Annotated in this window: 24 protein-coding genes, 1 tRNA gene and 1 other RNA gene; 9 read left to right on the plus strand and 17 right to left on the minus strand. The window is 37.9% G+C overall.

The features are described 5' to 3' along the window. Positions 1–102 precede the first annotated feature (102 nt). From HDEF_RS09240 to HDEF_RS09255, 5 genes are all read right to left on the minus strand, one after another. Positions 103–873, minus strand: coding sequence for a BRO-N domain-containing protein (locus HDEF_RS09240; RefSeq protein ID WP_015873966.1), 771 nt, complete (start codon positions 871–873; stop codon positions 103–105). A 277-nt stretch (positions 874–1150) separates the two neighbouring features. Further along, the gene (locus HDEF_RS09245; protein ID WP_015873968.1) at positions 1151–1942 is read right to left on the minus strand and encodes a BRO-N domain-containing protein; all 792 of its coding nucleotides are present in this window, start codon (positions 1940–1942) and stop codon (positions 1151–1153) included. 187 nt (positions 1943–2129) lie between these two features. Then, on the minus strand, positions 2130–2507 hold the full coding sequence (locus HDEF_RS12645) for a hypothetical protein (RefSeq protein WP_015873969.1): 378 nt from the start codon (positions 2505–2507) through the stop codon (positions 2130–2132). Between the two features lie 110 nt (positions 2508–2617). After that, the gene (locus tag HDEF_RS13830; protein ID WP_095034718.1) at positions 2618–2719 is read right to left on the minus strand and encodes an excalibur calcium-binding domain-containing protein; all 102 of its coding nucleotides are present in this window, start codon (positions 2717–2719) and stop codon (positions 2618–2620) included. A gap of 30 nt (positions 2720–2749) precedes the next feature. Further along, positions 2750–3265, minus strand: a complete 516-nt coding sequence (locus tag HDEF_RS09255) for a thermonuclease family protein (protein WP_015873970.1) — start codon at positions 3263–3265, stop codon at positions 2750–2752. 477 nt (positions 3266–3742) lie between these two features. Between HDEF_RS09255 and HDEF_RS09260 the strand changes: the two genes are divergently transcribed. After that, positions 3743–4306 carry a hypothetical protein gene (locus HDEF_RS09260; RefSeq protein ID WP_487249503.1) on the plus strand — a complete coding sequence of 188 codons (564 nt, stop codon included), beginning with the start codon at positions 3743–3745 and terminating at the stop codon, positions 4304–4306. A 543-nt stretch (positions 4307–4849) separates the two neighbouring features. Here HDEF_RS09260 and HDEF_RS09265 read toward each other — a convergent pair. The 4 genes from HDEF_RS09265 to cls form a co-directional block, all read right to left on the minus strand. Continuing rightward, entirely contained in the window at positions 4850–5473 is a 624-nt protein-coding gene (locus HDEF_RS09265) for a response regulator (protein WP_015874372.1), read from the minus strand. Positions 5474–5568: 95 nt separating this feature from the next. Continuing rightward, on the minus strand, positions 5569–6420 hold the full coding sequence (gene purU / locus HDEF_RS09270; RefSeq protein WP_015874373.1) for a formyltetrahydrofolate deformylase: 852 nt from the start codon (positions 6418–6420) through the stop codon (positions 5569–5571). Positions 6421–6661: 241 nt separating this feature from the next. Further along, complete coding sequence (locus HDEF_RS09275) at positions 6662–7084, minus strand: H-NS family histone-like protein (RefSeq protein ID WP_015874375.1); 423 nt, start codon at positions 7082–7084, stop codon at positions 6662–6664. Positions 7085–7573: 489 nt separating this feature from the next. Next, positions 7574–9040, minus strand: coding sequence for a cardiolipin synthase (gene cls, locus HDEF_RS09280; RefSeq protein ID WP_015874376.1), 1467 nt, complete (start codon positions 9038–9040; stop codon positions 7574–7576). A 605-nt stretch (positions 9041–9645) separates the two neighbouring features. On the opposite strand from cls, the gene HDEF_RS09285 reads away from it, so the two are divergent. Next, on the plus strand, positions 9646–10224 hold the full coding sequence (locus tag HDEF_RS09285) for an Ail/Lom family outer membrane beta-barrel protein (RefSeq protein ID WP_015874377.1): 579 nt from the start codon (positions 9646–9648) through the stop codon (positions 10222–10224). A gap of 76 nt (positions 10225–10300) precedes the next feature. Next, positions 10301–11023: a TonB family protein gene (locus HDEF_RS09295; RefSeq protein ID WP_015874378.1), complete on the plus strand. Its 723-nt coding sequence runs from the start codon at positions 10301–10303 to the stop codon at positions 11021–11023. A 52-nt stretch (positions 11024–11075) separates the two neighbouring features. Here HDEF_RS09295 and HDEF_RS09300 read toward each other — a convergent pair whose 3' ends face one another. From HDEF_RS09300 to HDEF_RS09310, 3 genes are all read right to left on the minus strand, one after another. Beyond that, positions 11076–11618 (minus strand): septation protein A, encoded by a 543-nt coding sequence (locus HDEF_RS09300; RefSeq protein WP_015874379.1) that lies wholly within the window; start codon positions 11616–11618, stop codon positions 11076–11078. Position 11619: 1 nt separating this feature from the next. Further along, entirely contained in the window at positions 11620–12375 is a 756-nt protein-coding gene (locus HDEF_RS09305) for a YciC family protein (RefSeq protein ID WP_015874380.1), read from the minus strand. 359 nt (positions 12376–12734) lie between these two features. Beyond that, positions 12735–12822, minus strand: a tRNA-Ser gene (locus HDEF_RS09310). A gap of 90 nt (positions 12823–12912) precedes the next feature. Between HDEF_RS09310 and asd the strand changes: the two genes are divergently transcribed. The 5 genes from asd (at position 12913) to serA (ending at position 18225) form a co-directional block, all read left to right on the plus strand. Continuing rightward, the gene (asd, locus tag HDEF_RS09315) at positions 12913–14022 is read left to right on the plus strand and encodes an aspartate-semialdehyde dehydrogenase (RefSeq protein WP_015874381.1); all 1110 of its coding nucleotides are present in this window, start codon (positions 12913–12915) and stop codon (positions 14020–14022) included. A 104-nt stretch (positions 14023–14126) separates the two neighbouring features. After that, the gene (locus HDEF_RS09320) at positions 14127–14984 is read left to right on the plus strand and encodes a glycosyltransferase family A protein (protein ID WP_015874382.1); all 858 of its coding nucleotides are present in this window, start codon (positions 14127–14129) and stop codon (positions 14982–14984) included. 31 nt (positions 14985–15015) lie between these two features. Next, positions 15016–16266 carry an O-antigen ligase family protein gene (locus tag HDEF_RS09325; protein ID WP_407078903.1) on the plus strand — a complete coding sequence of 417 codons (1251 nt, stop codon included), beginning with the start codon at positions 15016–15018 and terminating at the stop codon, positions 16264–16266. 54 nt (positions 16267–16320) lie between these two features. Then, positions 16321–16977 carry a ribose-5-phosphate isomerase RpiA gene (rpiA, locus tag HDEF_RS09330; RefSeq protein ID WP_015874384.1) on the plus strand — a complete coding sequence of 219 codons (657 nt, stop codon included), beginning with the start codon at positions 16321–16323 and terminating at the stop codon, positions 16975–16977. Positions 16978–16983: 6 nt separating this feature from the next. After that, complete coding sequence (gene serA, locus HDEF_RS09335; protein ID WP_015874385.1) at positions 16984–18225, plus strand: phosphoglycerate dehydrogenase; 1242 nt, start codon at positions 16984–16986, stop codon at positions 18223–18225. A 13-nt stretch (positions 18226–18238) separates the two neighbouring features. Here the strand turns inward: serA and HDEF_RS09340 are convergent, their stop codons facing one another. From HDEF_RS09340 to HDEF_RS09350, 4 genes are all read right to left on the minus strand, one after another. Continuing rightward, positions 18239–18850, minus strand: coding sequence for a 5-formyltetrahydrofolate cyclo-ligase (locus HDEF_RS09340; RefSeq protein WP_015874386.1), 612 nt, complete (start codon positions 18848–18850; stop codon positions 18239–18241). A gap of 166 nt (positions 18851–19016) precedes the next feature. Next, positions 19017–19197, minus strand: a non-coding RNA gene (gene ssrS, locus HDEF_RS11220) — 6S RNA. 77 nt (positions 19198–19274) lie between these two features. Next, entirely contained in the window at positions 19275–19610 is a 336-nt protein-coding gene (gene zapA, locus HDEF_RS09345; protein WP_015874387.1) for a cell division protein ZapA, read from the minus strand. 221 nt (positions 19611–19831) lie between these two features. After that, positions 19832–20155 (minus strand): hypothetical protein, encoded by a 324-nt coding sequence (locus tag HDEF_RS09350; RefSeq protein ID WP_015874389.1) that lies wholly within the window; start codon positions 20153–20155, stop codon positions 19832–19834. A gap of 121 nt (positions 20156–20276) precedes the next feature. Here HDEF_RS09350 and ygfZ point away from each other — a divergent pair, with 121 nt between their 5' ends. Continuing rightward, entirely contained in the window at positions 20277–21287 is a 1011-nt protein-coding gene (gene ygfZ, locus HDEF_RS09355) for a tRNA-modifying protein YgfZ (RefSeq protein ID WP_015874390.1), read from the plus strand. Here the strand turns inward: ygfZ and ubiI are convergent. Further along, positions 21239–22453: an FAD-dependent 2-octaprenylphenol hydroxylase gene (gene ubiI, locus HDEF_RS09360; RefSeq protein WP_015874391.1), complete on the minus strand. Its 1215-nt coding sequence runs from the start codon at positions 22451–22453 to the stop codon at positions 21239–21241. The genes ygfZ and ubiI overlap by 49 nt on opposite strands. Between the last annotated feature and the right edge of the window lie 138 nt (positions 22454–22591).

Genomic DNA, 22591 nt, shown 5'->3' on the forward strand with positions numbered 1-22591 from the left:
AGTCAATAGGCAAGGCCTACGGCCGATGAATGAGGCCGTATGAAGGGCGAAAAGAACCCGCCCGATAAAAGGTGAGAGTAAAAAGTCAAAAAAAGGCGATGTTTAAGTCGTCTGGCCTCGGTGAAGAAATTGCCTTAATTCACGCTGTTGCCACTTTTCCAGGGTCGATGACAAGGTGTGTTCGGTTTGATGTGCCGCCGCTTCCAGTAAAGCGTGCATTTCTGAAATGACGTTATCGGCGTCTTCCCGTTGTCGAATAACACGACGGATGACCTGTTTTTCTGTGTCTGCGACGACGTCTTTGAAGCGATTCGTCAGATGAAAAATCCGAACGCATTCTTCGGCAATAAGAGGAATGTGACGGGTTTGAAACGGTTTCGGAGAGGGAATCCCGGTGACCTGCCGCAGAGCAAACCAAATGCCGTGACTCCATGAATTTTCAAAACGAAATCCGTCACTCATCTCCCAGACTAGGCGAGCCAGGTTATTGAGGTCGTTGCCGTTAAACACTTCTGGGGATTCAGGTTGGTATTTTTCAGGAAGATATTGTCCTGTTTTACGAATTTGAGGGAGCACTTCATGAGTCACCCATTTTCTAAAACGATGAGGCAGGGTTCCTTTTTTTACAGCATCTCGACAACGAAGTACAAGAGTGTATAAGCCAGATTCAGAGATGATGTTAACTTGCCCCTGACGGCCTATGTTAAACATAGATCGCTCATCATCATCAAGTCTTTCAACTGCTTGAGTTACATTTTGAATTTGTAATGCACAACAAATATCTTGAGCAATGAACCAAGTTTCATTATTAATGATCACAACACGAATGACAAAAGATTCAAAACAGAAGGGCGTGAGTAATTGATTGGTCATAAGAACTCCGATGGTTACTTAATATTAATCACCACCTTTGAGGCTAATCTTGGGTGATGAACTGAACAGGGTTAGCCTTACCGGAGTAACCAACCAGCCAACCTTACGGTTGCCCTATCCAGTCCACCATAGAGATGAAGCATGAATGACGACATAAAAAAACACGCTCGCGGCGTGTCAATAAAGTCGCGGTCACTTCGGCGGGAGGCTAATCTCGACACCTGAATTGGCAGGTGCGTTATCAATATAGACCAGGAAACTTTCTTTCGTCAACGGATTAAACCAAAACATGGTTTTTGACCTCTTTTTCAGCCATCAGAATGCGCTTGAATTTCTTCACCGCCTTCTCGTTGTAGCGAAAGGATTCCACTTGTTTGCTGCTGTGGCGAGATGTGTCGAGATAATATTCTCCGTATTCATCGGTCTTCATGTGATTGTCGTTGGCGATACGGCCAATTTTGTTGGCTGAAACATGAAATATCTTCCCGACTTGCGTCGCACTATAGTGCTGTTCTTCAATCACAGGCAGAGGAATGACCTCATGCCCTGCGATAGGGTTAATCAGTCCTGCAATCACTGCCTGGCGGGCAATGTCGGAAAGCCCTGTTGCCCACTGAAATGTTTTTTCAGCAATTTCCATTTGAATCTGCATGGCTCTGGCCTTACGGAACTCAGGTAAGCCACTCCCTGCGTCACGATGGGTTTTATTCATGCTATAGCTCCCCTGCTGTCGCAAGGTAGGCAACACCTCTTCACAGACCCAGTCTTGAACCCGTTCCGCAGAGGGCAATTTGCTTTTGAGTATCAGGCGGTACAGGTCAGACTCTGGGGCAAGGATAATTCCCTTGGGTTTAAAACCTAAATTCAATTCTAGCGTCTGGCTAGAATTAAGTTTAATCAATAACTTACAGTTATCCTGTAAAGCTTCATGTGGGTTTTTATATCCCAGCGCCTTGGCCAATTCAACCGCAAAAAACACCGGCTTGCCTTGGTAAAGCATGCCTTGCAGTTGAATATTGGCCTCAGCAGATTGAAAAAGCATCAGGGGTGTTTTAAGGATATGAGACATCACACATTCTCCAGAGTGACAGGGTTGAGGTAAAAAAAGGACAAAGGATTGACTCGTCAAATTTTCGAGCAGGGCTGAGATTAAAAAAAGGGAATACATCGGGCATGCCCGTGATACCGATTATGGCATTGTTAAGAAAGTCATTTTGATTAATCTGGAGCGGTTTTTTATAAAACTTTATAATTATTTAAATTTTTTTAACAGTGCCATGATTGAGTGAAGCCCCCCATATTTCAGATTTTGGCCTACCTTCCGTTTCAGCGTAAAATTTTAACTGTGATAAACTCATCACTAAAAAACCACCAATTCCAACTGATTGTACTTGGCTCCATGTGCTTTTTTCTAATCTCAAATTACCACATAAAATTAAGCACGGTTCATCTGGCAAGAACTGAAACGAACAATTCTTATATGCAATAGGAAACACGTCTTCTATTCCGTGACATATGCGTTGGTGTAGTCTGGCTGGCTTTTTGATAGCCTCATGTACAAACCGATTACGGAAATTTTTAACAACGAAAGCTCTCGAAAATGCTTGAATAATTTGGATATCAATGTGAATCATTGTGAATAACCTGAGTTAAAAAAAATGAGTGTATAGCTTTAAGACTGATTGTGTGAGCTTATAGGATGTTTCCTTTGATTTCCGTGCCGAGATAAAAAAACGCCTTGCACTTAACGGCAGAGCTTTTCACAAGGACGGCCGTTTTGGTTTCTGTCCAACGCACTCAGCCCGCATTGCTTCAAATAAAAACGGGCTTCTTCACAGGAGGTCATTTGGGCGCATGTGCGTTTATCACCCCAGGTTCATGGTGCGGGTTCAGAGAGGAAAGGGGGATGTTTCCTTTGGGTCCACCTCGACTTTCTCCATTCCCAGGGCGGGACGCGTTGTGACTCTGGCAGGGCCCACAATCCCTTCTTCTCTTCCCGGGCCTGGGTTTCAAAGGCCAGCAAACGCGGGTCTCGACTGTGTTGTCGATACACCCAGGCATCGCCCTGTTTGACCATTTCCGCGTTAATCCACACCTCTCCCAGATACAGCTGAGCCAGGACTCGGCCATACCGGTCTTTTTGGTTTGAACGAGCGGTGAGGGTTTGATCGAAAACCAAATCAGCGAGCGCTTTTTTGGCTTGGTTTCCATAAGGCTGGCCGATTTCTGGCGTATCTATTTCTGCCAGTCGAATTTTAATCTGCTTTTGTTCAGGGGTGAGCAGAATGAGCGTATCGCCATCATGAACGCTGACCACGCGTCCCGTGATGTCGTCCGCCCACGAGAAAGCGCTCAGCAAACCCGTGATGAGCAGAATCAGGATGTTTTTCATCAGATATGTCCTTTTGGATAAATATATACTACAGTAGTAGTTCGTATAGAAATTAAAGCGAAAACAACATTGATAATTAGCGCCCTCAACCGAAAGGGAAAGGATTATTTTCTGTAGAAAAAATTTAGCTTCTGGCTGCTTAAAAAAATAAACACACCACTTTCCCCTATTACATCTTTTCCTTAATTGCCACACAACCTTTCTTACTTCTTAACTCATATTAACGCAGTTAAGTAAGCTATCGGGCCAGTTTTTTTATCAATTGAAATGAGCGTTTTTTTGAAGTTTTATTAAATAATATTGAATATATTATTGATAATAAAAAATTAATTTTTAATTATCGTTTTTGAGTGATTTAGCTATGAAACGCCATTTCAAGGCGAGGCGACGAAAATATATAAGGTCTAAAAGCATGTTCAGTATTCAAGCATCAATAAAAAATATTTCGTTAGCAAATGATCAGACAAGCATTACATCATACAGCAACAGGCCCCTATTATTGAGGTACCGAAATGTGAAGTGAGAAAGTTAGTAAAAAATTTCAAGTTAAGTATTAAACCGCTTGTAGAAAATTCATTAGAATTTGGAGAGTTTTTTGCAATAAGAGCGCACGAAGCTCTTACACACGCAGATCGTATAAGCGACAAAATCAAATCATCAACAAATAAAGTCTTTTCTTACCAGCTAGATAATAAAAGTGTTGGGTTAATAAGTGCTAATATTTTTCCTCAAGTAATCATCATAGAGCGCTTAGTAGGACACCCAGGTGTGCAGAATGCGGGTTATTTACTGATTGAGCACGTTTTAAATTGTTCTAAATTACAAAATCCAATAGTTAAACTCATTGCTGCTAATGAAGTAGCTGAATATGCTTATGCACGTATTGGGTTCAAATTTATGACTAACGAAGTTGGCATGTGCCTAGACTTAAATACACTTGATACACAAAAATTATGGAAAAAAATTGATAACAGATGGGTGTGTACTATGGCTGGAAATATTCCTAAATACTTGGCTAGTAAGCCATCCCGCTTAATTTGATACTCTCTTTGTTTTGTATGAATTGTTAAGACAGTTAAATCAGAGGATTTTCTATCTTTATTTTCGTTATCATTTCAGCCGCTTTTCCCTTGATAAACAGAATTTCTGATTCTATTTAGATTCGCATCTTAACGGTGGTGATTATCCTTCACTACAAAGGAAATCATTACGTATGAAAAGCAACCTGATATTCCGTAACACTGTTCTTAAAACTATCTTTCACAACAAACAAATCTGGTTTACGTCTGCCCAGCTTGCTAAAGCTTTACAGTACTCTAGTTCTAAATCTGTCAGCCCCAAAACCGACGAGCGGTACAACAATAGTACACCATTCAAACATAACCTATTGATTTTTATCTGTAGTAAATCCCATCTAGCATAGGCGCAATGCAAAATCGATGGGGGAATATTTAAATCGGGCTGAGTTGCGATTCTTTCTTTTATGTGAGATTTTTTTAATCTTTTGATTTTTAAATATTTTATTCTGTATATTGCCTTTTGAGAAAAATCAAAAAGCGTTTGTTAAGTGAAAAAAATGTGACATTAATCTAAATTATGCCTTTGGCTGAAATGATATAAATCTACCATATTGTTTAATTGCAACTTATACATCATACGACTTTTATAAGTACTCACTGTTTTATGACTGATCTTCATTTGTTCTGCAATGTCGAGTATTTTCATTCCTTTGCTTAAACAGGATAAAACCTGTAATTCTTTCGTAGACAACTGATTAATTCTATCTGTTTCATCTGAAAAAGGCTTGCTGTCAGAAAATTCTGCGCGTTGCAAAGGAAAAAAACTATAACCCGATTCTATAGAACGTAAGGCATTTTTGAGTTCAGACAAATTATTGCGTTTACTAATAAAACCGTCTGCACCCGCTTGTTTACAACGGGTGATATAGTGAGCGTTGTCCTTCCCTGTCAAAACAAGTATCCCGCCTTTATACTCTTGATGACGTAAGCGGAGCACCAGATCAATGCCATTGAGAGAAAGAATATCAATATCAACCAAAATTAAATCTGGATTGAATTGTTTTACCTGCTGTAACGCTTTAAAACCGTCATCTACTTCGCCGACCACAGTGTAGTTTTCTTTTTCTAATAACATTCTAATCGCTAACCGAGCGACAGGGTGATCATCGACTATCAATATACTTGCCATATTCGTTCCTTCATCAGTTAATCAAAAAACACACATAGTTTATAGAAGGTACACTTTAGGTTTACTGGGGCGTGTTTATAAAAAATCATTTAACATTACAAAATAATAGTACGATTGCCATAAACAAAAACTCGTTGGGCCAATACCAAAGATAAAGCCCTGCTTAATACATTTTTTTCTACATCTCGCCCCGCAAGCATCATATTTTCAGCTGTATAGGAATGATCTACATTAATCACATCTTGCATGATAATAGGACCTTCATCCAAACAGTGATTCACATAATGTGCCGTGGCGCCAATAATTTTGACCCCTCGTTCATATGCCTGATGGTAGGGACGGGCCCCGATAAATGCAGGTAAAAATGAATGGTGTATATTGATAATTCGATGAGGATAATGTGTGACAAAGGTAGGAGTGAGCACTCTCATATATTTTGCTAATACAATATAATCCGGATGATAGTGATCTATTTGAGTAATCAATTGCTGCTCATGTTGTTCACGATTCAACGCCTCGTGGCTAATAAAATGATAAGGCAGATCAAAACGCTCCGTTAAATTTCCAAGTTCATTGTGATTACTGATGACTGCCACAATTTCTGCATCCAGATCACCATAAGCAGTTTTGATTAAAAGATCACCTAAACAATGTGCTTCTTTTGTCACTAAAACCATAATACGTTGCCGACGGACAGTATGTAATTTTTGAAGCATGCCTATAGGTAATGTTTTTTCCAAATCAGCCAATAAAGCCACATTGTCGAAGATCCCTTCAAGCTCTGTCCTCATAAAAAAACGACCAGTGAGATGATCTACAAACTCACTGTTTTGAACAATATTGAGTTTATGTTCGTAACAAATATGCGTAATTTTGGCAATTAACCCTTTTGAATCAGGGCAAATGGTTTGTAATACTTTTGTTTCTCTTTTTTTTTTAACATGAATTATTTAGATCCTGAATTTGCTTGATATTAAAATTTATGGACTTATTTAGGAAAAAATTGAATGAAAATAAAAAAATCCCAACTTATATGATTAAATTATTTAAATATATTAATAAAATTTTTTTAAATTTCGCCTTAGAGAAAAATTCTCTTTTTAAGAAAATAAAAAATACCCTCTAGAAAAAAGAGAGTATTTTTGATAATGCCTCATCATTTTTTATGACTATAATGAATAAAATTCTTTATGATAAGCCGTCTTTTAATAAGAAGTCTTCTAATGATTTTTTCTTTTCTTCAAGCGCTTTTTTAATTAACGCAGGAGTACGACCTTGACCTGTCCAGGTCTTTTTTTCACCTTTTTCGTCAATATATTGATATTTCGCAGGGCGAATGGCGCGTTTTGTTTTAGCTGTTACTTTATTAGAAGTACTTATTTGCAATAACTCGTTAGGGTCAATACCCTCTTCAACTAAAATTGCCTTCATTTTTTCTAATTTACGTTTATATTCTTCTTTATCCTTTTTAGCCTTATTTTCTTCTTGTTTTCGGTCATTCACTACAGCCATCAATTTTTCAAGCATTTCTTCTAATGTTTCAAGACTACATTCACGGGCTTGAGCACGCAACGTACGTATATTATTCAGAATTTTTAAAGCTTCACTCATTGTTATAATCTCATATTTAAATAATATTAGAGGGTGTGTAAATAATAATAGAATGCTATTTTCTTTTCTGCAATAGCGAACTTTAAGTCAGTTCAAAAGTTTTACGCTTCTTAAAGCTAAAATTTTTTCAAATTCACTTTCAATTTAGATAAATTTTTACTTTTTGATAAAATGTTGTTTTATAAAAACATGATTTTATTATTAAATAATAAGTTTCCTTTATATTAATATCTTGCTTTAAAGTTAATTTTTCTTTTTTAATATGATTAAGAAAAAAATTGTCTCAAATTTGTTAAATTAAATTAACTTAACTAAAAATCTACTGTCGAGCTTTTTTAATAAAAGACAAACTTAATTTTTTTTAAGTAGTTAAATTAATCGCATAAATTAATATGACTCATAACAAAAATAAACAAGTGATTTTTTATAAATACTTTTGATCCTGATCAGCAGGTTGATTTTTTATGTATTTTATCAATCTTATTATTTTTATAACAAGGGGCTAAAAAAATAAAACAATCGCTCAATGATGCTCTGCCAGACAGATCGTTTTTCCCACTGATCTTTTTCTAAAAGAACAGAATTTTTCACATAATCATTTTGCAGACTGGCCAGATTTTCTCCAAAATCACGATCATCTATGGCAACAGTAATTTCAAAATTAAGCCATAAACTTCGCATATCGAGATTCACGGTTCCAATTAAGCTCAGCTGTTTATCTACCAAAACACTTTTACTGTGTAGCATTCCTCCTTGAAATTGATAAATTTTAACTTTGGCTTTTAATAAGTCAGCAAAAAAAGCACGGCTTGCCCAACTCACTATCATAGAATTGCTACGATAGGGAAGAATAATGATCACCTCTACTCCCCTTTGAGAGGCCGTACAAATGGCATGAAGCAAGTCTTCACTCGGGACAAAATAAGGCGTCGTCATAATCAGTTGTTCACGTGCAGAATACACTGCCGTTAACAGGGCTTGATGGATAATGTCTTCAGGAAATCCTGGCCCAGAGGCAATCACCTGAAGAGGGCCTGCTGTTTTATCATGCTCTTTAAGATCAATATTGTGACGGGAAAATTCAGGTAAAATGTGTTTACTGGTTTCCATTTGCCAGTCGCAAGCATAAACCATGCCGATGGCGGTCGCTATAGAACCCTCCATTCGAGCCATCAGATCAACCCATGGGCCCACCTTGTTTTTTTTCTTGGTATGATGAGAAGTATCGACCATATTCATACTGCCTGTGTACACAATGTAGTTATCAATCAGCACAATTTTGCGATGTTGTCTCAAATCCATACGACGAAAAAACATGCGTAATACATTCACTTTTAAAGCTTCGACAAGATGAATACCCGCATTCAACATCATTGCGGGATACTGGCTACGAAAAAAAGCTCGGCTTCCTGCAGAATCGAGCATGAGACGGCAGTTGACACCTCGACGTGCTGCCGCCATTAATGCTTCGGCAATGTCATCTACCCATCCCCCTACTTGCCAGATATAAAAAACCATCTTTATATCATGTCGAGCCTGTTGAATATCTCTTATCAATCTTTTTAACGTTTGCTCATTAGTAGTGAGGAGCTCTAATTGATGCGCCTTCATCGCGCCGATTCCTTGACGAAGTTCACAGAGCTGAAATAAAGGCGCTGCGACAGCACTATGTGGAGGAAAAAAGAGCTGTCTGGCGTCTTTTGATTGATTTAATGCGTTTGTTGTTAATGGCCATAAAGCTTTTGCTCTCAGCGCCCGAGCCTTACCTAAATTAAGTTCACCAAAAGAGAGATAAGCGATAATGCCGACTAAAGGAAAAATATAGATCACCAATAACCAAGCCATAGCAGAGGGAACGCCTCGTCGTTTAATTAAAATGCGTAATGTGATCCCTGCAATCAGTAGCCAATATCCAAATAACACAATCGAGCTGATAAAGGTGTAAAATGTGTTCATAAATAAATTACAATCCTTTTGTTTTGTGCATTTATCAAAATAAGTGAGTAAATTAATGACACAAATAATATTTTAAACATCATTGTCGGTATTTCATCTGCAAATGCTGAATTAGCATATGCTTTATCCGTCGGTTACGCTTCGAATTAATGTGGAATTAATGAAAAAGAGTTCAACCTTTAATTTAAGAAAAATATTAACTCTGAAGGGGTTAACGTTAAATATCGTTGTCGATTTTTTTATGAATAAACTAAAATGTTTAATGGCAATAAAAAAGGTGTGACGGCAATTTTTTAGGCATTCGTTTTTAATTAAGCCAATTTTTTATCATACTATCTATTCTATAAAGTTACCGGATTGAAAATTCTTGCGTAAAAAATCTTAAAACCAAAATTGCCAGATTTTTTTATTCAAAATAAGTTAATTTAAGAAAAAGAAAGTCAAATAAAACCTGAGATAAAAGTTTTGAAAATTTTATCATGTACAGCTATGCGATTTATCTTATATAATATCGAAGAGACAATCTTAACTCTGTTTTTTATTTTTGTCTTTTTATCTATCTTTAGCAATAAAAATATTTTTATACAAAATAAATAGGGTGTGCTATGAAAAAAACTTTAATATACAGTGTATTAGCAATGGGCTCAATGGTCGGCATTTCATCTGCAAATGCTGAATTAGAAAATTCTTTATCCGTAGGTTACGCTTGGAGTTCATTGGGGGTTATCGACGAGAAAAATAAGTTAAAAACAAATAAAGATGCTGGCCCTAAAGGGATTAACCTTAAATATCGTTATGAGATAGATAACCAGCTAGGGATCATCACTTCTTTCACTTATTTAAGAAAAAAAGACGACCTATTGGTGAAAATTGGGTCAACAGATATAAATTATTCATTAAATTTTAATTATTATTCTCTTTTAATAGGGCCAACTTATCGCTTTAATGAATGGGTGAGCGGCTATGCTGCATTAGGTTTCGTTCATTCAAAAGTAAAAGAAGCAGCTAAGTTCATAAATATTGATGAAAAAGCTGATAACAAGAAAAACGGCTTTGCAGGTATGATAGGTTTTCAGGTGAATCCAATGACAAATATTGTTATCGATGGTTCTTTTGAATATGCTAAATCTGTCTATGGAAAAAAAGCGAAGGTTTGGTCAATTGGCTTAGGCTATCGCTTTTAATTAAGCAAAACCATATTATTTATGAGCCACCGGAAGGTGGCTTTTTTTATCATTTGTTAAAAATTTTCCATAAAGAATGTTAAAACAAAATTTGTGGGCGCCTTTTTTAAAAGCTTGGCCTTTTTTATTTTCTTTAGGGTTGCATGTTTTTTTGATCTTTATGCTTTTGCATTTTTTTATTGAGATCCCACCCCCAAATTTAGCGTCTTCGTCTTTAAAAGTGCACATGAACTATCATGGAGCTTCTTTTTTAAAGCCCTCTTTTATCGAACAGCCCTCTCAAAAGTTTACAACACCAGCGGATCTTGTTGATTCTGCTGAACTGCGCTCATTACCGATTAAAAAAAATAAATATAGCCCGATAAAAAAAACAAAAAAACATCCCTCTAAAAAATCTGCCCCAAACAAAATGCCGGTGATAAAAAACGAAGCCTCTTCCGATCCCGATTTTTTGACTCAATCAATTCAAAAAAGAGAAGGTGATGTTGTTGAATCCAGCCAAACGGCTTCCTCTTCTACAGGAGCAGATACAGAGCCGGTATCGTTTAAAAAAGTGAAACCTGTTTATCCTGCACGAGCTTTGGCTCTCGGGATTGAGGGAAAAGTGAAGGTGCAATATGACATTGATGATCAAGGCAGGGTAAAAAATATACGTCTACTAGAATCTGATCCCCCTCATATTTTTGAACGTAGCGTCAAAACGGCGATGAAAAAGTGGAAATTTCAAGCGCATCCTTTTAAAAACCGTGTGACAGTGATTATTTTTAAGCTCGACAATAATCAAATGCCAGTCGAATAAAAGGGAAGATGTTCTAAAACTTTCAAACCAATTTTCAGTGGCTTTTTTCATGTCATTTTTTTTTATCAGTTTGATCGAGGTGCCGATAAATATAAACAACCGTCAACAAAGTGAATAAAAAAGTGGCCGCGGTCAAACCAAATACTTTGAAATTGACCCAAATTGATAGCGGAAACCAAAATGCAATATAAATATTAGTGATACCACAGATTAAAAAAAAGAGCGCCCAATACAAGTTCATTCTTGACCAAATGTGATCAGGTAAACTCAATTCTTTACCCAAAAGGCGTTGTATTAACGTTTTTTTAAATATCCACTGGCCGATAAGTAAAGCCGCAGAGAATAAAAAATAAATGATGGTCACTTTCCACTTAATAAAAATATCACTGTGAAAAATTAATGTCATGCTGCTCAATACCACGACAATAATTGTACTCACCAGCATCATGGTTTCTATTTTTCGATATTTTATCCAAACCAGAGCCAAAACGAAGAGACTGGAAACAATCAATGCACCGGAAGCAACAAAGATGTCATATTTTTTATAAAAAATAAAAAATATGATTAACGGGATCAAATCTAAAAGTGTTTTCATTTTATGCCCGCAATAACATGTATAAACGAAATAAATAAACCAGTAAGAATGCCAATAAAAAATAATTTAAGGCGTTAAATATCAGTATCATCATATTGTGAGAAGAAATATTAAGGTGATTGATTGAAAGCAACAGCAAAAGCAGGAGTTTGGCGCTCCACCAGAGCAACATAGCTGGAATAATGAGACGAGCATGAGTAAATGCCATTTTACTGCTGCGGCTTATGGCCGAAAAAATCCCTACTTTTTCATTGATAAAAATAATAGGAGAGAACGAAACGCTCAGTGCGATAATAATGCCAGGAATAATAAAAGCGGTTAGTCCAAGTTGGATCAATAGTGTACAAATAAAAACCAATAAAAATAACTTAGGCAGTACAGGTAAGAAAGTAGACAGAGTTTTCAAAAATCTGACAGGGCGATTGTTTGATATCTCTATCATGATACTTAACATCCCTCCTATTAAAAGAACATGACCCAATAGCATTGAAAAAGTCGCGCAAGCGGATATTTTCAGTATTGCCATTTGCTGCTCAGGGCTCATCTGAGAGATCATCTGTTTAATCCCTATATTTTGAGCGTCAATCTGGTTTTTTGTGGTTTCTAAAATGTTCAGTTGTTCCTGGGTGGGTAAAAATAAATGATTAATCATGACGGTTGTTAATGCAGCGAATAATGTCAGCAATACAATCGTGAATAATTCATTTCGCAAAAAATTAAAACTGTCACGGTATAAGCGATTTGCCGTGATAGACATAGAGGCTCCTAAAAATCAACATAAAAAACGACGCATTATACTCTCGTTAAAGTACCTTGTGCGCCTTAAAAGTTCATATCATACGAATATTTTTGGATTTTTAAACAGGGTATTCACAGCTATGAGTTTTTTCGTTTGTTTTGATTGATTAAAAAAATGAATATAAAGGACTGCAGAGTAAAACCCCGGTCAATCCTTAGGTAGCCAGTATGCCTCGTGTTTACAGATGGGGGTAGAAAGAGGGTAAATAAAATGCAGTCAAGGTAACGATAGGAAATAGCTTACAAACTTGACTGTACGTTTCATGATTTGAAAGCCAAGGGTATTTCGGATTACAAAGGGAGTATAATTGATAACTATGGCGGAGGAGGTGAGATTCGAACTCACGAACGGTTGCCCGTCGACGGTTTTCAAGACCGTTGCCTTCAGCCACTCAGCCACCCCTCCAAACGCGGATCGCACTATAAACACTGTCTACAGTGTTGTAAAGTAGTAGATAATTTTATTATTTTCAATTCTCTTCATCAGGAAAATTTTATGAAAAAAGTAGGTTTGATAGGTTGGCGCGGCATGGTTGGCTCGGTATTAATGCAACGTATGAAAGAAACCGATGATTTTAAACGCTTAGACCCGATTTTTTTTTCCACAACAGAATCTCAAAAAGGTCAAGCCAATCCTGATTTTTCTCCTACAATGGGCAAAATACAAGATGCTCATCATATCGAAACATTAAGATCATTAGATATCATTCTGACCTGCCAGGGAGGGGAATATACCAACAGAGTTTATCCGAAATTGCGTGCCACAGGTTGGCAGGGTTATTGGATTGATGCCGCCTCTGCATTGCGGATGGAAAAAGACAGTGTTATAGCGCTGGATCCTGTGAATTTGAGCCTGATCGAATGTGCTTTAAATAGAGGGATTAAAACCTTTGTCGGCGGCAATTGCACCGTGAGCTTAATGCTGATGTCTCTGGGAGGATTGTTTAATGCCTCTTTGATCGAATGGGTTTCGTTTGCAACTTATCAAGCCGCTTCAGGGGCCGGGGCACGTCATATGCGTGAATTATTAACTCAAATGGGGCTTTGCTATACAGAAGTAGCGTCACAGCTACAAGATCCCGCTGCAACGATTCTCGCAATAGAGCGCGAGATCATGGCATTGACACGGAGCGGCGATCTTCCAACGGACTGTTTCGAAGCCCCTTTAGCAACAAGTTTGATTCCGTGGATTGATATCGCTTCAGAAAATGGCCAGACTCGTGAAGAATGGAAAGCGGAGGTGGAAGCCAACAAAATTTTGAACAATAAAACGATGATCCCCATTGATGGCATATGCGTACGTATCGGCGCTTTGCGTTGCCATAGCCAGGCGATTACACTCAAACTAAAAAAAGATGTTCCTATCAAAGAGATAGAACAAATTCTGGGTTCTTATCATGAATGGGTCAAGGTGATTCCAAACAAAAAACAAACGACTTTAGACAGACTCACTCCGGCTGCGGTAAGCGGTACTCTTGATGTGCCCGTGGGTCGATTACGAAAACTAAGTATGGGACCCAAATATTTATCTGCTTTTACTGTTGGCGATCAACTATTGTGGGGTGCCGCTGAGCCTCTTCGGCGTATGTTGAATTTGCTATTGTGAAAGTTAAAAAAATAGAATTTAGTTGATTTTTAAAAAGCTCTAATATCGGTATGTTTTCAATCTTTAACAGGCCTACCGTATTCGTAAACCCTTTAGGATGAAAAATGAAAGACAGCGATATTGTCAAAAAAAGGCATATGTTAGATAAACAACATATCAAACTCACTTACATCACTCATTTTTACTGCAATCAAGCCAATATCAATTCTGTAGAGTCTTTATTGAGAGAGTATGAAAACTACCCTGATGATATTAAAGACCAGGTTGAATTTGTGATTGTGGATGATTGCTCTCCATTAAAATACAAAGTAAATCATTTTGATCTCAATATCACTTGGTTAAAAATCACTGAGGATATTGAATGGAATCAAGCCGGCGCAAGAAATTTAGGGGTTGTTTATGCAAAATCAGACAAAATTATTTTGATGGATCTCGATTGTAAACTGCCGGAAGACACCTTTAGATATCTGGTCAATGCAGGAAATCCTGAGCGATCTTTTTATCGGATTTATCGAACCGATCCTCAAACAAAAAAAGCATGTAGAGGGCATCCGAATGTCTTCTTTTTATCCAGAGCAAGATTTTTCAGGCTGTACGGATACGATGAGGAATTTGCGGGTCATTATGGCGCTGAAGATTATCGTTTTGTCAAATTTCATAAAGATCATGGCTCAAAACCAAAATATCTGGCTAAAAAATTCAGGTGTATCGATCGCAATATAGATAGAGAAAAAAGTTATCATTCTTTGAACAGAGATCTTTCTCATAACACCCCCATAGATTTAAGAAAAAAGCTTGAAATCGCTCGATTCGGTAAAGAATACGGTCATAGTCGAATCTTTCTGAACTTTACATGGTCTATTGATACTATTTATTCTCGAACAGCTCCGATTCCTGTTCAAAAAAGATGGTGGAGGCCATTATGGTGGTTCCGCTATTTGTTTAGATGTTTCTCTGTGTAAAATACATTCTTTAAATTTAGGATCCTCAATGATATTTTCCGCTCCATTTTTAAATTACTTTACACCTCAACACCGCTTCACTACATTTGCAACTGTGATCGCATTCTTGTTAGGTTTTTCTTTACCTACCTCTAATGTTTTAATGCATTTTTTGCTTGTATTGGCGTTACTCTGTGTTTTTTTGAGGCCTAATCGCCATTTCATAAAAATTTTAGCTAAAAATCCTCTTGTTTGGTTACCTGCTGTCTTGTTTTTATTGTTGCTTCTCTCACTCCTGACTCAGTACGATGTCTATGGAGTCAAGATGATCTATAAATACAAAAAACTATTATTTATTTTGCCCCTTTCTCTTTTTTTTTTAATGTCTCGATCGTTGTCCAAACAGTTTGTAAAAGGATTTTTATTAGCGAATGCCATTATTTTATTTACCAGTTTTCTCATCTGGGAATTTGATCTTCCGTTGGGCACAGCCTACCTGAGCAATCCCACTGTTTTTAAGATGCATATCACCCAAAATTTTTTTATGGCCTTGGCCGTGCTGATCTGGTTGCAACAAACTTTTCATCATAAAGGAATAAAATCTGGCGGGTATGCATTACTGACTTGCCTGGGGGTTTATAATATCTTTTTCATGGTGCAAGGTAGAACAGGGTATCTTGCTTTAGTAGTTGCTTTTTTTACCTGGATTTTTTTATCCTGCTCTAAAGTGCATCAATTGAGAATGATCATAGTTGCGCTTATTTTAGGCGCTGTTCTTGTCATTGTGCCGAATAAGGCAAACGTCCGTATGCATACTGCCATAAAAGAAATCCAAACCTGTTTGGCCGCATCACAGCCAAATTTACTTGAGGCCTGCGATACTTCAATGGGCTTACGCACAATATTTGCATTACGTTCCTGGCAACTCATAAAGGAAGCGCCGATTTTAGGCCACGGTGCAGGTGCATTTGAGCATGTTTCTAAGCAAGGCAATTTCATCATTCATAATCCGCATAATGAATATTTAATTCAGACCCTTCAATCAGGATTGCTCGGGCTGACTGTTTTTCTTGTGTGGATGTGGTGTTTTTTTCGCTCGGCCTGTCAACACCCGAGTGAAATCAAGAATATGTTTATCGCGGTACTGATGAGTTATATGGCTTGCCATTTCTTTAATTCATTTTTGCTAGATTCTTCTGAAGGACATTTATTTGTGATTCTTACTGCGATATTAGCCAGTCGCTCTGTCCACTTTAAAACACCACATCACAATCAAAAAAACGTGGATATCGGAATTCATTAACATGAATGATGTTACGTTCATTTTTATTCCCATGAAATCAATAGTGAATTGACGATGACTCAAGATGAAATGAAAAAAGCCGTCAGTTTGGTGGCTTTAAATTATGTAAAATCGGACATGATAGTCGGAATAGGAACAGGTTCAACGGTCACCCACTTTATTCATGCTCTAGGCTCCATCAAAGAACTCGTCAAAGGAGCCGTTTCCAGCTCTGAGGATTCCACCAGAAAACTCAACAATATCGGTATTCCTGTTCTAGATACCAATGAGGTAGATATTATTGATATCTACGTAGACAGTGCTGATGAAGTCAATCACCATAAGCAGATGATCAAAGGAGGAGGCGCGGCATTGACTCGTGAAAAAGTCATTTCGAGCATGGCGAAAAAATTTATTTGTATTGTGGACCATACAAAAAAAGTCAACATATTAGGTCAATTCCCCTTACCAATCGAAGTGATCCCAATGGCGCGCTCTTATGTCGCTCGTGAGCTAGTAAAACTAAGGGGATTACCCGAATATCGCCAAGGGGTAATCACCGATAATGCGAATATTATATTGGATGTCCGCCATTTAAATATGGCCCATCCCATCCATTTGGAAAATAAAATTAATGCAATTGCAGGGGTCGTCACCGTAGGGCTATTTGCACTTCGGCCAGCAGACCTTGTTTTAATTGCAACATCCAATACTGTCGAAATCATGGAGTGATATCTTTTGGCAACATTGTCACCTGAAAAAAGCGAAATTAAATTTTTATTACTAGAAGGGGTTCATCAAACTGCTGTCGATCATTTAAAAGCAGAAGGTTATTCTCATATTGAATATCATCAAGGGGTATTAGATAAGCTTTCATTGAAAGCGGCCATTCGTGATACTCATTTTATAGGCATTCGTTCACGAACGGAGCTCTGCGAAGATATTTTTGCCTCTGCAGAAAAACTTATCTCAGTGGGATGTTTTTGTATTGGTACTAACCATGTTGATCTGAATGCTGCAGCAAAAAAGGGGATTCCCATTTTTAATGCGCCTTTTTCAAATACTCGTTCAGTGGCAGAAATGGCATTAGGTGAATTATTCATCATTTTGAGAGGGATCCCGGCTGCCAATGCAAAAGCACATCGGGGTGAATGGTACAAGCAATCTTCAAGTTCTTATGAAGTACGAGGTAAAAAGTTAGGCATCATAGGCTATGGCCGTATCGGCATGCAATTAGGGATTTTGGCAGAAAGTGTCGGGTTGCAAGTTTTTTTCTATGATATAGAGCAAAAATTGCGGGTGGGCAATGCTCAACAAGTCGCTGATCTTCGCGATTTGTTAAACATCAGCGATGTGATCAGCTTGCATGTTCCAGAAACAGCCATGACTGAAAATATGATCTCAGATAAGGAATTGGCTCAAATGAAACGGGGAACACTCCTCATCAATACGTCACGTGGTAAGGTCGTTAATATTGATGCTCTATACAATGCTTTAAAAAATCAGCATCTGGCGGGAGCAGCCATAGACGTTTTTCCTGAAGAGCCTTCCAGTAGAGACGAACCTTTTCAGTCGAAGCTTCGTGAATTTGATAATGTGATCCTGACTCCTCATATCGCTGGATCAATAGAAGAAGCCCAAAAAAATATCGGCAATGAAGTAGCAGTGAAGCTGATGAAATATTACGATAATGGCTCTACACTTTCTTCTGTGAATTTTCCGCACGTCTCTTTGCCTTATCATCGCAAAAACACCCACCGCTTATTACATATTTATCAAAATCGTCCTGGTATTTTAAATCGCATCCATCAAATTTTTCTTGAGCAAAAAATAAGAATTTCAAATCAATATTTGCAAACAAATGCGCAAGTCGGCTATGTGATGATTGATGTTGAAACTCAGACATCCGATAAAATAAAAGAAACAGCGCGTTTAATGAAGGAGATCGACGGGACGATTAAATTGCGGTTATTATTTTAAAAAACAGGCTGAATTAAGATGGCCTCTGCCAGATTTTGCTCGGTGTCATAATCTCTGGCAGTGGAATATCCCACTTAGCGATAGGAAAATTATTCACCCGTTGACAATCATGTGCTAAACCAATTGGATATGGGCCTTTTGATACAGCCTTTTGAAGGGTTCGGTCATAAAATCCTCCTCCCATACCTAAACGCTGTCCATTTTTATCAAAAGCCACTAATGGCACAAACAGGATATTGAGCTTTTCAAAAGGTATTACCTGTGTCGGCTCTAATGGCGGTTCAAAAATATTCCATTTGTTCCTGATCAGAGGCGTGCTTTTATGATAGGGGACAAACAGCAAATGAGCTTCCAGAACAGGATCCACTACGGGTAAATACACTTTTTTGTTCTGTTGCCAAAGATATTCGATGAGAGGCTGTGTAGGAATTTCACCGTCAAAAGAAAGAAAAACACCGATATGTTGTGCGAGAGAGATTTTTTCATGTATCGATACATGTTGAATTACGGATTGTACCGCTGATCTTTGTTTTTCTTCACTCAATAAGCGTCGATGCTCACGCATTTGAGATCGAATTTTTTGTCTAAGAAGAAGATTCTCTTCTGTCAGAGGAAAATTTATCAATATGACCGAACACCTATACCCAGTAAACCTGCAAGTACTGATTTTTAAATTAATTAAATAATCAGTAATTTTTTATTAAAAATAATAATTTTAGACACGATTGGGGTATTTTATTTTTTCACCATTGTGAATGGCTATCACTATATAGCGTATCAATAAATTAAAAGGGGTCTCCAAGATGCCGCTGCGAGCTTTGGCCCTTGAACCCTTGGTTCAAGGTGAATATAGCGTCATAACCTTTAGGCTTCCTGGCGAACCAAGCATGCTCACGAGTTAAGAACACCATATTTTTTTATATTCAATATCGGCTCAGGGGACTGACCCGCTGGCAAACATCCTAGAGATATATTGTCGTACTGATTTAAAAATTAACTAAAAGACAAAAAAATTGTGCTGCAAGAAGCTCAAAACCATTATCTTTTATTTATTCAAACGGTGAAGCCGTTATTTTCGACACAGAAACCTGATCACACAAAGCGTCATCGATGGTTTTTTGAAGTAATCTCATACGTTCATCCATGCTGGATGCAAACGAACAGGCTTTCGTTTTTTCTTGATTCAATTCGTAACAAAGATTCAAGGCAATAACAAAAACCAGCTGCTCAGCTCCAATGGCCTTCGTACGCATTTTGAAATCTTGAAACCGTTGATTTAGCTCTTCTGCCGCTTCATGTAAATCTTTTTTTTGTTCTTCCGGACAATTCACTCGGATTAAACGACCAAAAACTTCAATATCCACGGGTTGTAGTTCTACAGACATACTTGCGTTTTTGCCTCGTTTTTCTATGAAGTCGCTCAGTTAAAGTGTCGGAAACATGTTTCAATCAATATCTGAATTTTTTCAATATGTATTATTCAGTATTCACTTAAGTAATCATATTTTATTTAAAACAATAATCAAGGATTTTCAATGCCGAGAAAGAAAGCGGGTTAAATATAGTATTGTTAGGCTCCTAATACTTGCGCTCCTTACCAAAAAAACTACCCGATCACCGCAACACCAATGACTCTATGAAGATTATCTGTCTTTAAAATTACGTCTTGTTCCGACAGAAATGCATCATATATAATTTTCCATCTGATACCATTAGATGCATCTTTAAATTGCACGCAATAATTATTCCCATCTTCATTTCGAAGAACAAAATTCGAGACAGGCCATTCATCTTTATCGATAAATTTTATAATTCTGCCTACCAAGATCATATCTTTGCCTTCAACAGAAGCGCATTCCAGGTCATTTGCTAGATTGGCAAACAATTTCAATGGTAAAATCATCATCATGATAAATTGAATATATCTCATGGGTTCCTTCCTTTTTTTAGAAAAAATACATCGTTCGTTAATGAAAAATTACTTTTTAAATAAAAAACAGTTTTTAGTAAAACGGCTCAATAATGCAGGAATAAGTGGCTAAGGATATCATATGATCTATCAATCTTTATTTTCTCACCAAGCTTCTTTACCTTCTGAGCAGTTACCATTCACTGTGATTTTGCTCAATGACTGGGGGTTGATCAGAGTCACAGGAAAAGATCGAGTGAAATATCTTCAAGGGCAAATCACTCTAGATGTTCCCCTATTGAAGGAAAATCAACATATCTTAGGGGCACATTGTGATCCTAAAGGAAAAATATTAAGCACGGTACGCTTGTTTCATTATTTAAAAGGCCTGGCTTTTATCACTCGGAAAAGCCTATTACATGATGAACTAATGGAACTTAGAAAGTATGCTGTCTTTTCTAAAGTGGAGATAGACATCGCTGAAAGCACCGTTTTATTAGGGATAGCAGGTGATCAAGCAAGAAAAGTATTGAAAAACTGCTTTGAAAAATTACCGACAGAAACGGAGCCTGTTGTGCACGAAGATGATTACAGTCTATTGCATTTCTCTTCACCCAGAGAACGCTTTTTGCTGGTATCACAAGCGTTCAAAGAGGGTGATTTTTTGATCCAGAAACTCCAAGATCAAGCCGTATTTAGAAGCAGTGAACAATGGCTAGCATTAGATATTGAATCGGGTTTCCCTATTATAGACGCGAAAAATAAAACGCAATTTATTCCTCAGGCTGCCAATTTGAAGGCTTTAGGGGGGATCAGCTTTACCAAAGGTTGTTATACAGGGCAGGAAGTCGTCGCAAGAACAGAATATAGGGGCGTGAATAAAAAAGCGCTTTATTGGCTGACAGGCAAAGCATGTCGGGTCCCTGATGTGGGTGAAGCTCTCGAAATTCAGATGGAAGAGGACTACCGAAGAACCGGTGTTGTGTTGGCAGCCGTAAAACTTCAAGATGGCAGTTTATGGGTGCAGGCGATATTAAATCATGATTTCCAGAAAGACTCCATATTGAGGGTTAAAGGTGATGAGAACGGGAGGCTAATGATATCTCATAGATCTTTTAAAAAATTTGAACCTTCATCTAATCCCATAGCGTGATGAAAAAATTTTGATTTAATGCTCGGACATTGATTGACCAGACTGATTCCCGTATTACGGATCCACTTTTTAATAGGCTTATCTCCTGAAAATAATACACCGAAACCCTGCATGGCAGCTAACATGAAAGCCGCGCTTTGCTTTCGCTGACGTTCATAACGACGTAAATAAGGATAATGCCCGATTTCTTTGCCTTGCGTTTTCAAGCGTTGTATTTCTGAAATTAACTCTGCGACATCCATAAAACCCAAATTAACACCTTGCCCTGCCAGAGGATGAATGGTATGAGCTGAATCACCGACCAATACCAGACGATGAGCTGCAAAGCTACGTGCATAACGAGCTTTTAATGGGAAAGTCTGTCTTTGCCCTTGAAGTTCGCAGAGCCCTAAACGCATATCAAAGGCGACCGCCAAAGATTGATTAAATTGTGCTTCAGGACATTGTAAGAAATGAGTCGATTGATTAAAAGGCAATGACCATACAATAGAACTTAAATGCGCCTCCTCTAAGGGTAAAAAAGCCAAAATTCCATCCTCATAAAAAATTTGGCGAGCCGTTTGCTGATGAGGTTGTTCAGTCCGAATCACAGCGACTAATGCATGTTGATGATAGTCCCAAAAAGTAACAGGGATCGCTGAATATTGACGCAACCATGAATGGGCCCCGTCCGCTGCAACAACGAGGCGAGCGCTCAACAAACGCCCATCCGCCAAGGTTACAAAAGCGGCATCTTCACTCCAGGCCACCTGTTGAAAATGGGCAGGGGCCAATAAAGTGATATGATCTGACTCAGTGGCCTTTTGCCAAAGTGCTTGCTCAATAGCCTGATTTTCAATGATGTAACCAAGATGATGACAACCCTGCTCCTGAGCGTGAAAAAAGATTTTCCCGAAGCTATCTTTATCCCAAACTTCCATACTGGTGTAAGCGCAGGCGCCCTGCACCAAAATTTGATCCCAAATGCCTATATACTTAAGCAATTGTTCGCTCGCTGCATGAATAGCAGATACGCGTAAAGCCTTATCCCTCGAAAAAAGAGTTTTTTTGTGCTCTAGTGAATCCTTTTCCAAAAGAGCAACACTCAAGCCTGTACCCTTTAGGCCACAAGCCAAAGCCAAACCCACCATGCCACCACCAGCAATAACAATATCAACAGATTGCATCTATTTTTTCTCCTTTGCCGATTTATTAAACCTCTTATAACAATAATGAAGTCTGTGAATTAAAAACGAACGCGTACAGAATCGAGCGTGTGAATAATTCAGTGGGATTGTAATCAATAGTTGAATTTTTATAGAATA

Source organism: Candidatus Hamiltonella defensa 5AT (Acyrthosiphon pisum), from assembly GCF_000021705.1.
GTDB lineage: Bacteria > Pseudomonadota > Gammaproteobacteria > Enterobacterales > Enterobacteriaceae > Hamiltonella > Hamiltonella defendens.

What these genes read in the sequence shown, in the direction of transcription:
- HDEF_RS09240 (WP_015873966.1), bottom strand. Translation starts at nt 873, where the DNA reads ATGACCAATCAATTACTCACGCCCTTCTGTTTTGAATCTTTTGTCATT.
- HDEF_RS09245 (WP_015873968.1), bottom strand. Translation starts at nt 1,942, where the DNA reads ATGTCTCATATCCTTAAAACACCCCTGATGCTTTTTCAATCTGCTGAG.
- HDEF_RS12645 (WP_015873969.1), bottom strand. Translation starts at nt 2,507, where the DNA reads ATGATTCACATTGATATCCAAATTATTCAAGCATTTTCGAGAGCTTTC.
- HDEF_RS13830 (WP_095034718.1), bottom strand. Translation starts at nt 2,719, where the DNA reads ATGACCTCCTGTGAAGAAGCCCGTTTTTATTTGAAGCAATGCGGGCTG.
- HDEF_RS09255 (WP_015873970.1), bottom strand. Translation starts at nt 3,265, where the DNA reads ATGAAAAACATCCTGATTCTGCTCATCACGGGTTTGCTGAGCGCTTTC.
- HDEF_RS09265 (WP_015874372.1), bottom strand. Translation starts at nt 5,473, where the DNA reads ATGGCAAGTATATTGATAGTCGATGATCACCCTGTCGCTCGGTTAGCG.
- HDEF_RS09275 (WP_015874375.1), bottom strand. Translation starts at nt 7,084, where the DNA reads ATGAGTGAAGCTTTAAAAATTCTGAATAATATACGTACGTTGCGTGCT.
- cls (WP_015874376.1), bottom strand. Translation starts at nt 9,040, where the DNA reads ATGAACACATTTTACACCTTTATCAGCTCGATTGTGTTATTTGGATAT.
- HDEF_RS09285 (WP_015874377.1), top strand. Translation starts at nt 9,646, where the DNA reads ATGAAAAAAACTTTAATATACAGTGTATTAGCAATGGGCTCAATGGTC.
- HDEF_RS09295 (WP_015874378.1), top strand. Translation starts at nt 10,301, where the DNA reads ATGTTAAAACAAAATTTGTGGGCGCCTTTTTTAAAAGCTTGGCCTTTT.
- HDEF_RS09300 (WP_015874379.1), bottom strand. Translation starts at nt 11,618, where the DNA reads ATGAAAACACTTTTAGATTTGATCCCGTTAATCATATTTTTTATTTTT.
- HDEF_RS09305 (WP_015874380.1), bottom strand. Translation starts at nt 12,375, where the DNA reads ATGTCTATCACGGCAAATCGCTTATACCGTGACAGTTTTAATTTTTTG.
- asd (WP_015874381.1), top strand. Translation starts at nt 12,913, where the DNA reads ATGAAAAAAGTAGGTTTGATAGGTTGGCGCGGCATGGTTGGCTCGGTA.
- HDEF_RS09320 (WP_015874382.1), top strand. Translation starts at nt 14,127, where the DNA reads ATGAAAGACAGCGATATTGTCAAAAAAAGGCATATGTTAGATAAACAA.
- rpiA (WP_015874384.1), top strand. Translation starts at nt 16,321, where the DNA reads ATGACTCAAGATGAAATGAAAAAAGCCGTCAGTTTGGTGGCTTTAAAT.
- zapA (WP_015874387.1), bottom strand. Translation starts at nt 19,610, where the DNA reads ATGTCTGTAGAACTACAACCCGTGGATATTGAAGTTTTTGGTCGTTTA.
- HDEF_RS09350 (WP_015874389.1), bottom strand. Translation starts at nt 20,155, where the DNA reads ATGAGATATATTCAATTTATCATGATGATGATTTTACCATTGAAATTG.
- ygfZ (WP_015874390.1), top strand. Translation starts at nt 20,277, where the DNA reads ATGATCTATCAATCTTTATTTTCTCACCAAGCTTCTTTACCTTCTGAG.
- ubiI (WP_015874391.1), bottom strand. Translation starts at nt 22,453, where the DNA reads ATGCAATCTGTTGATATTGTTATTGCTGGTGGTGGCATGGTGGGTTTG.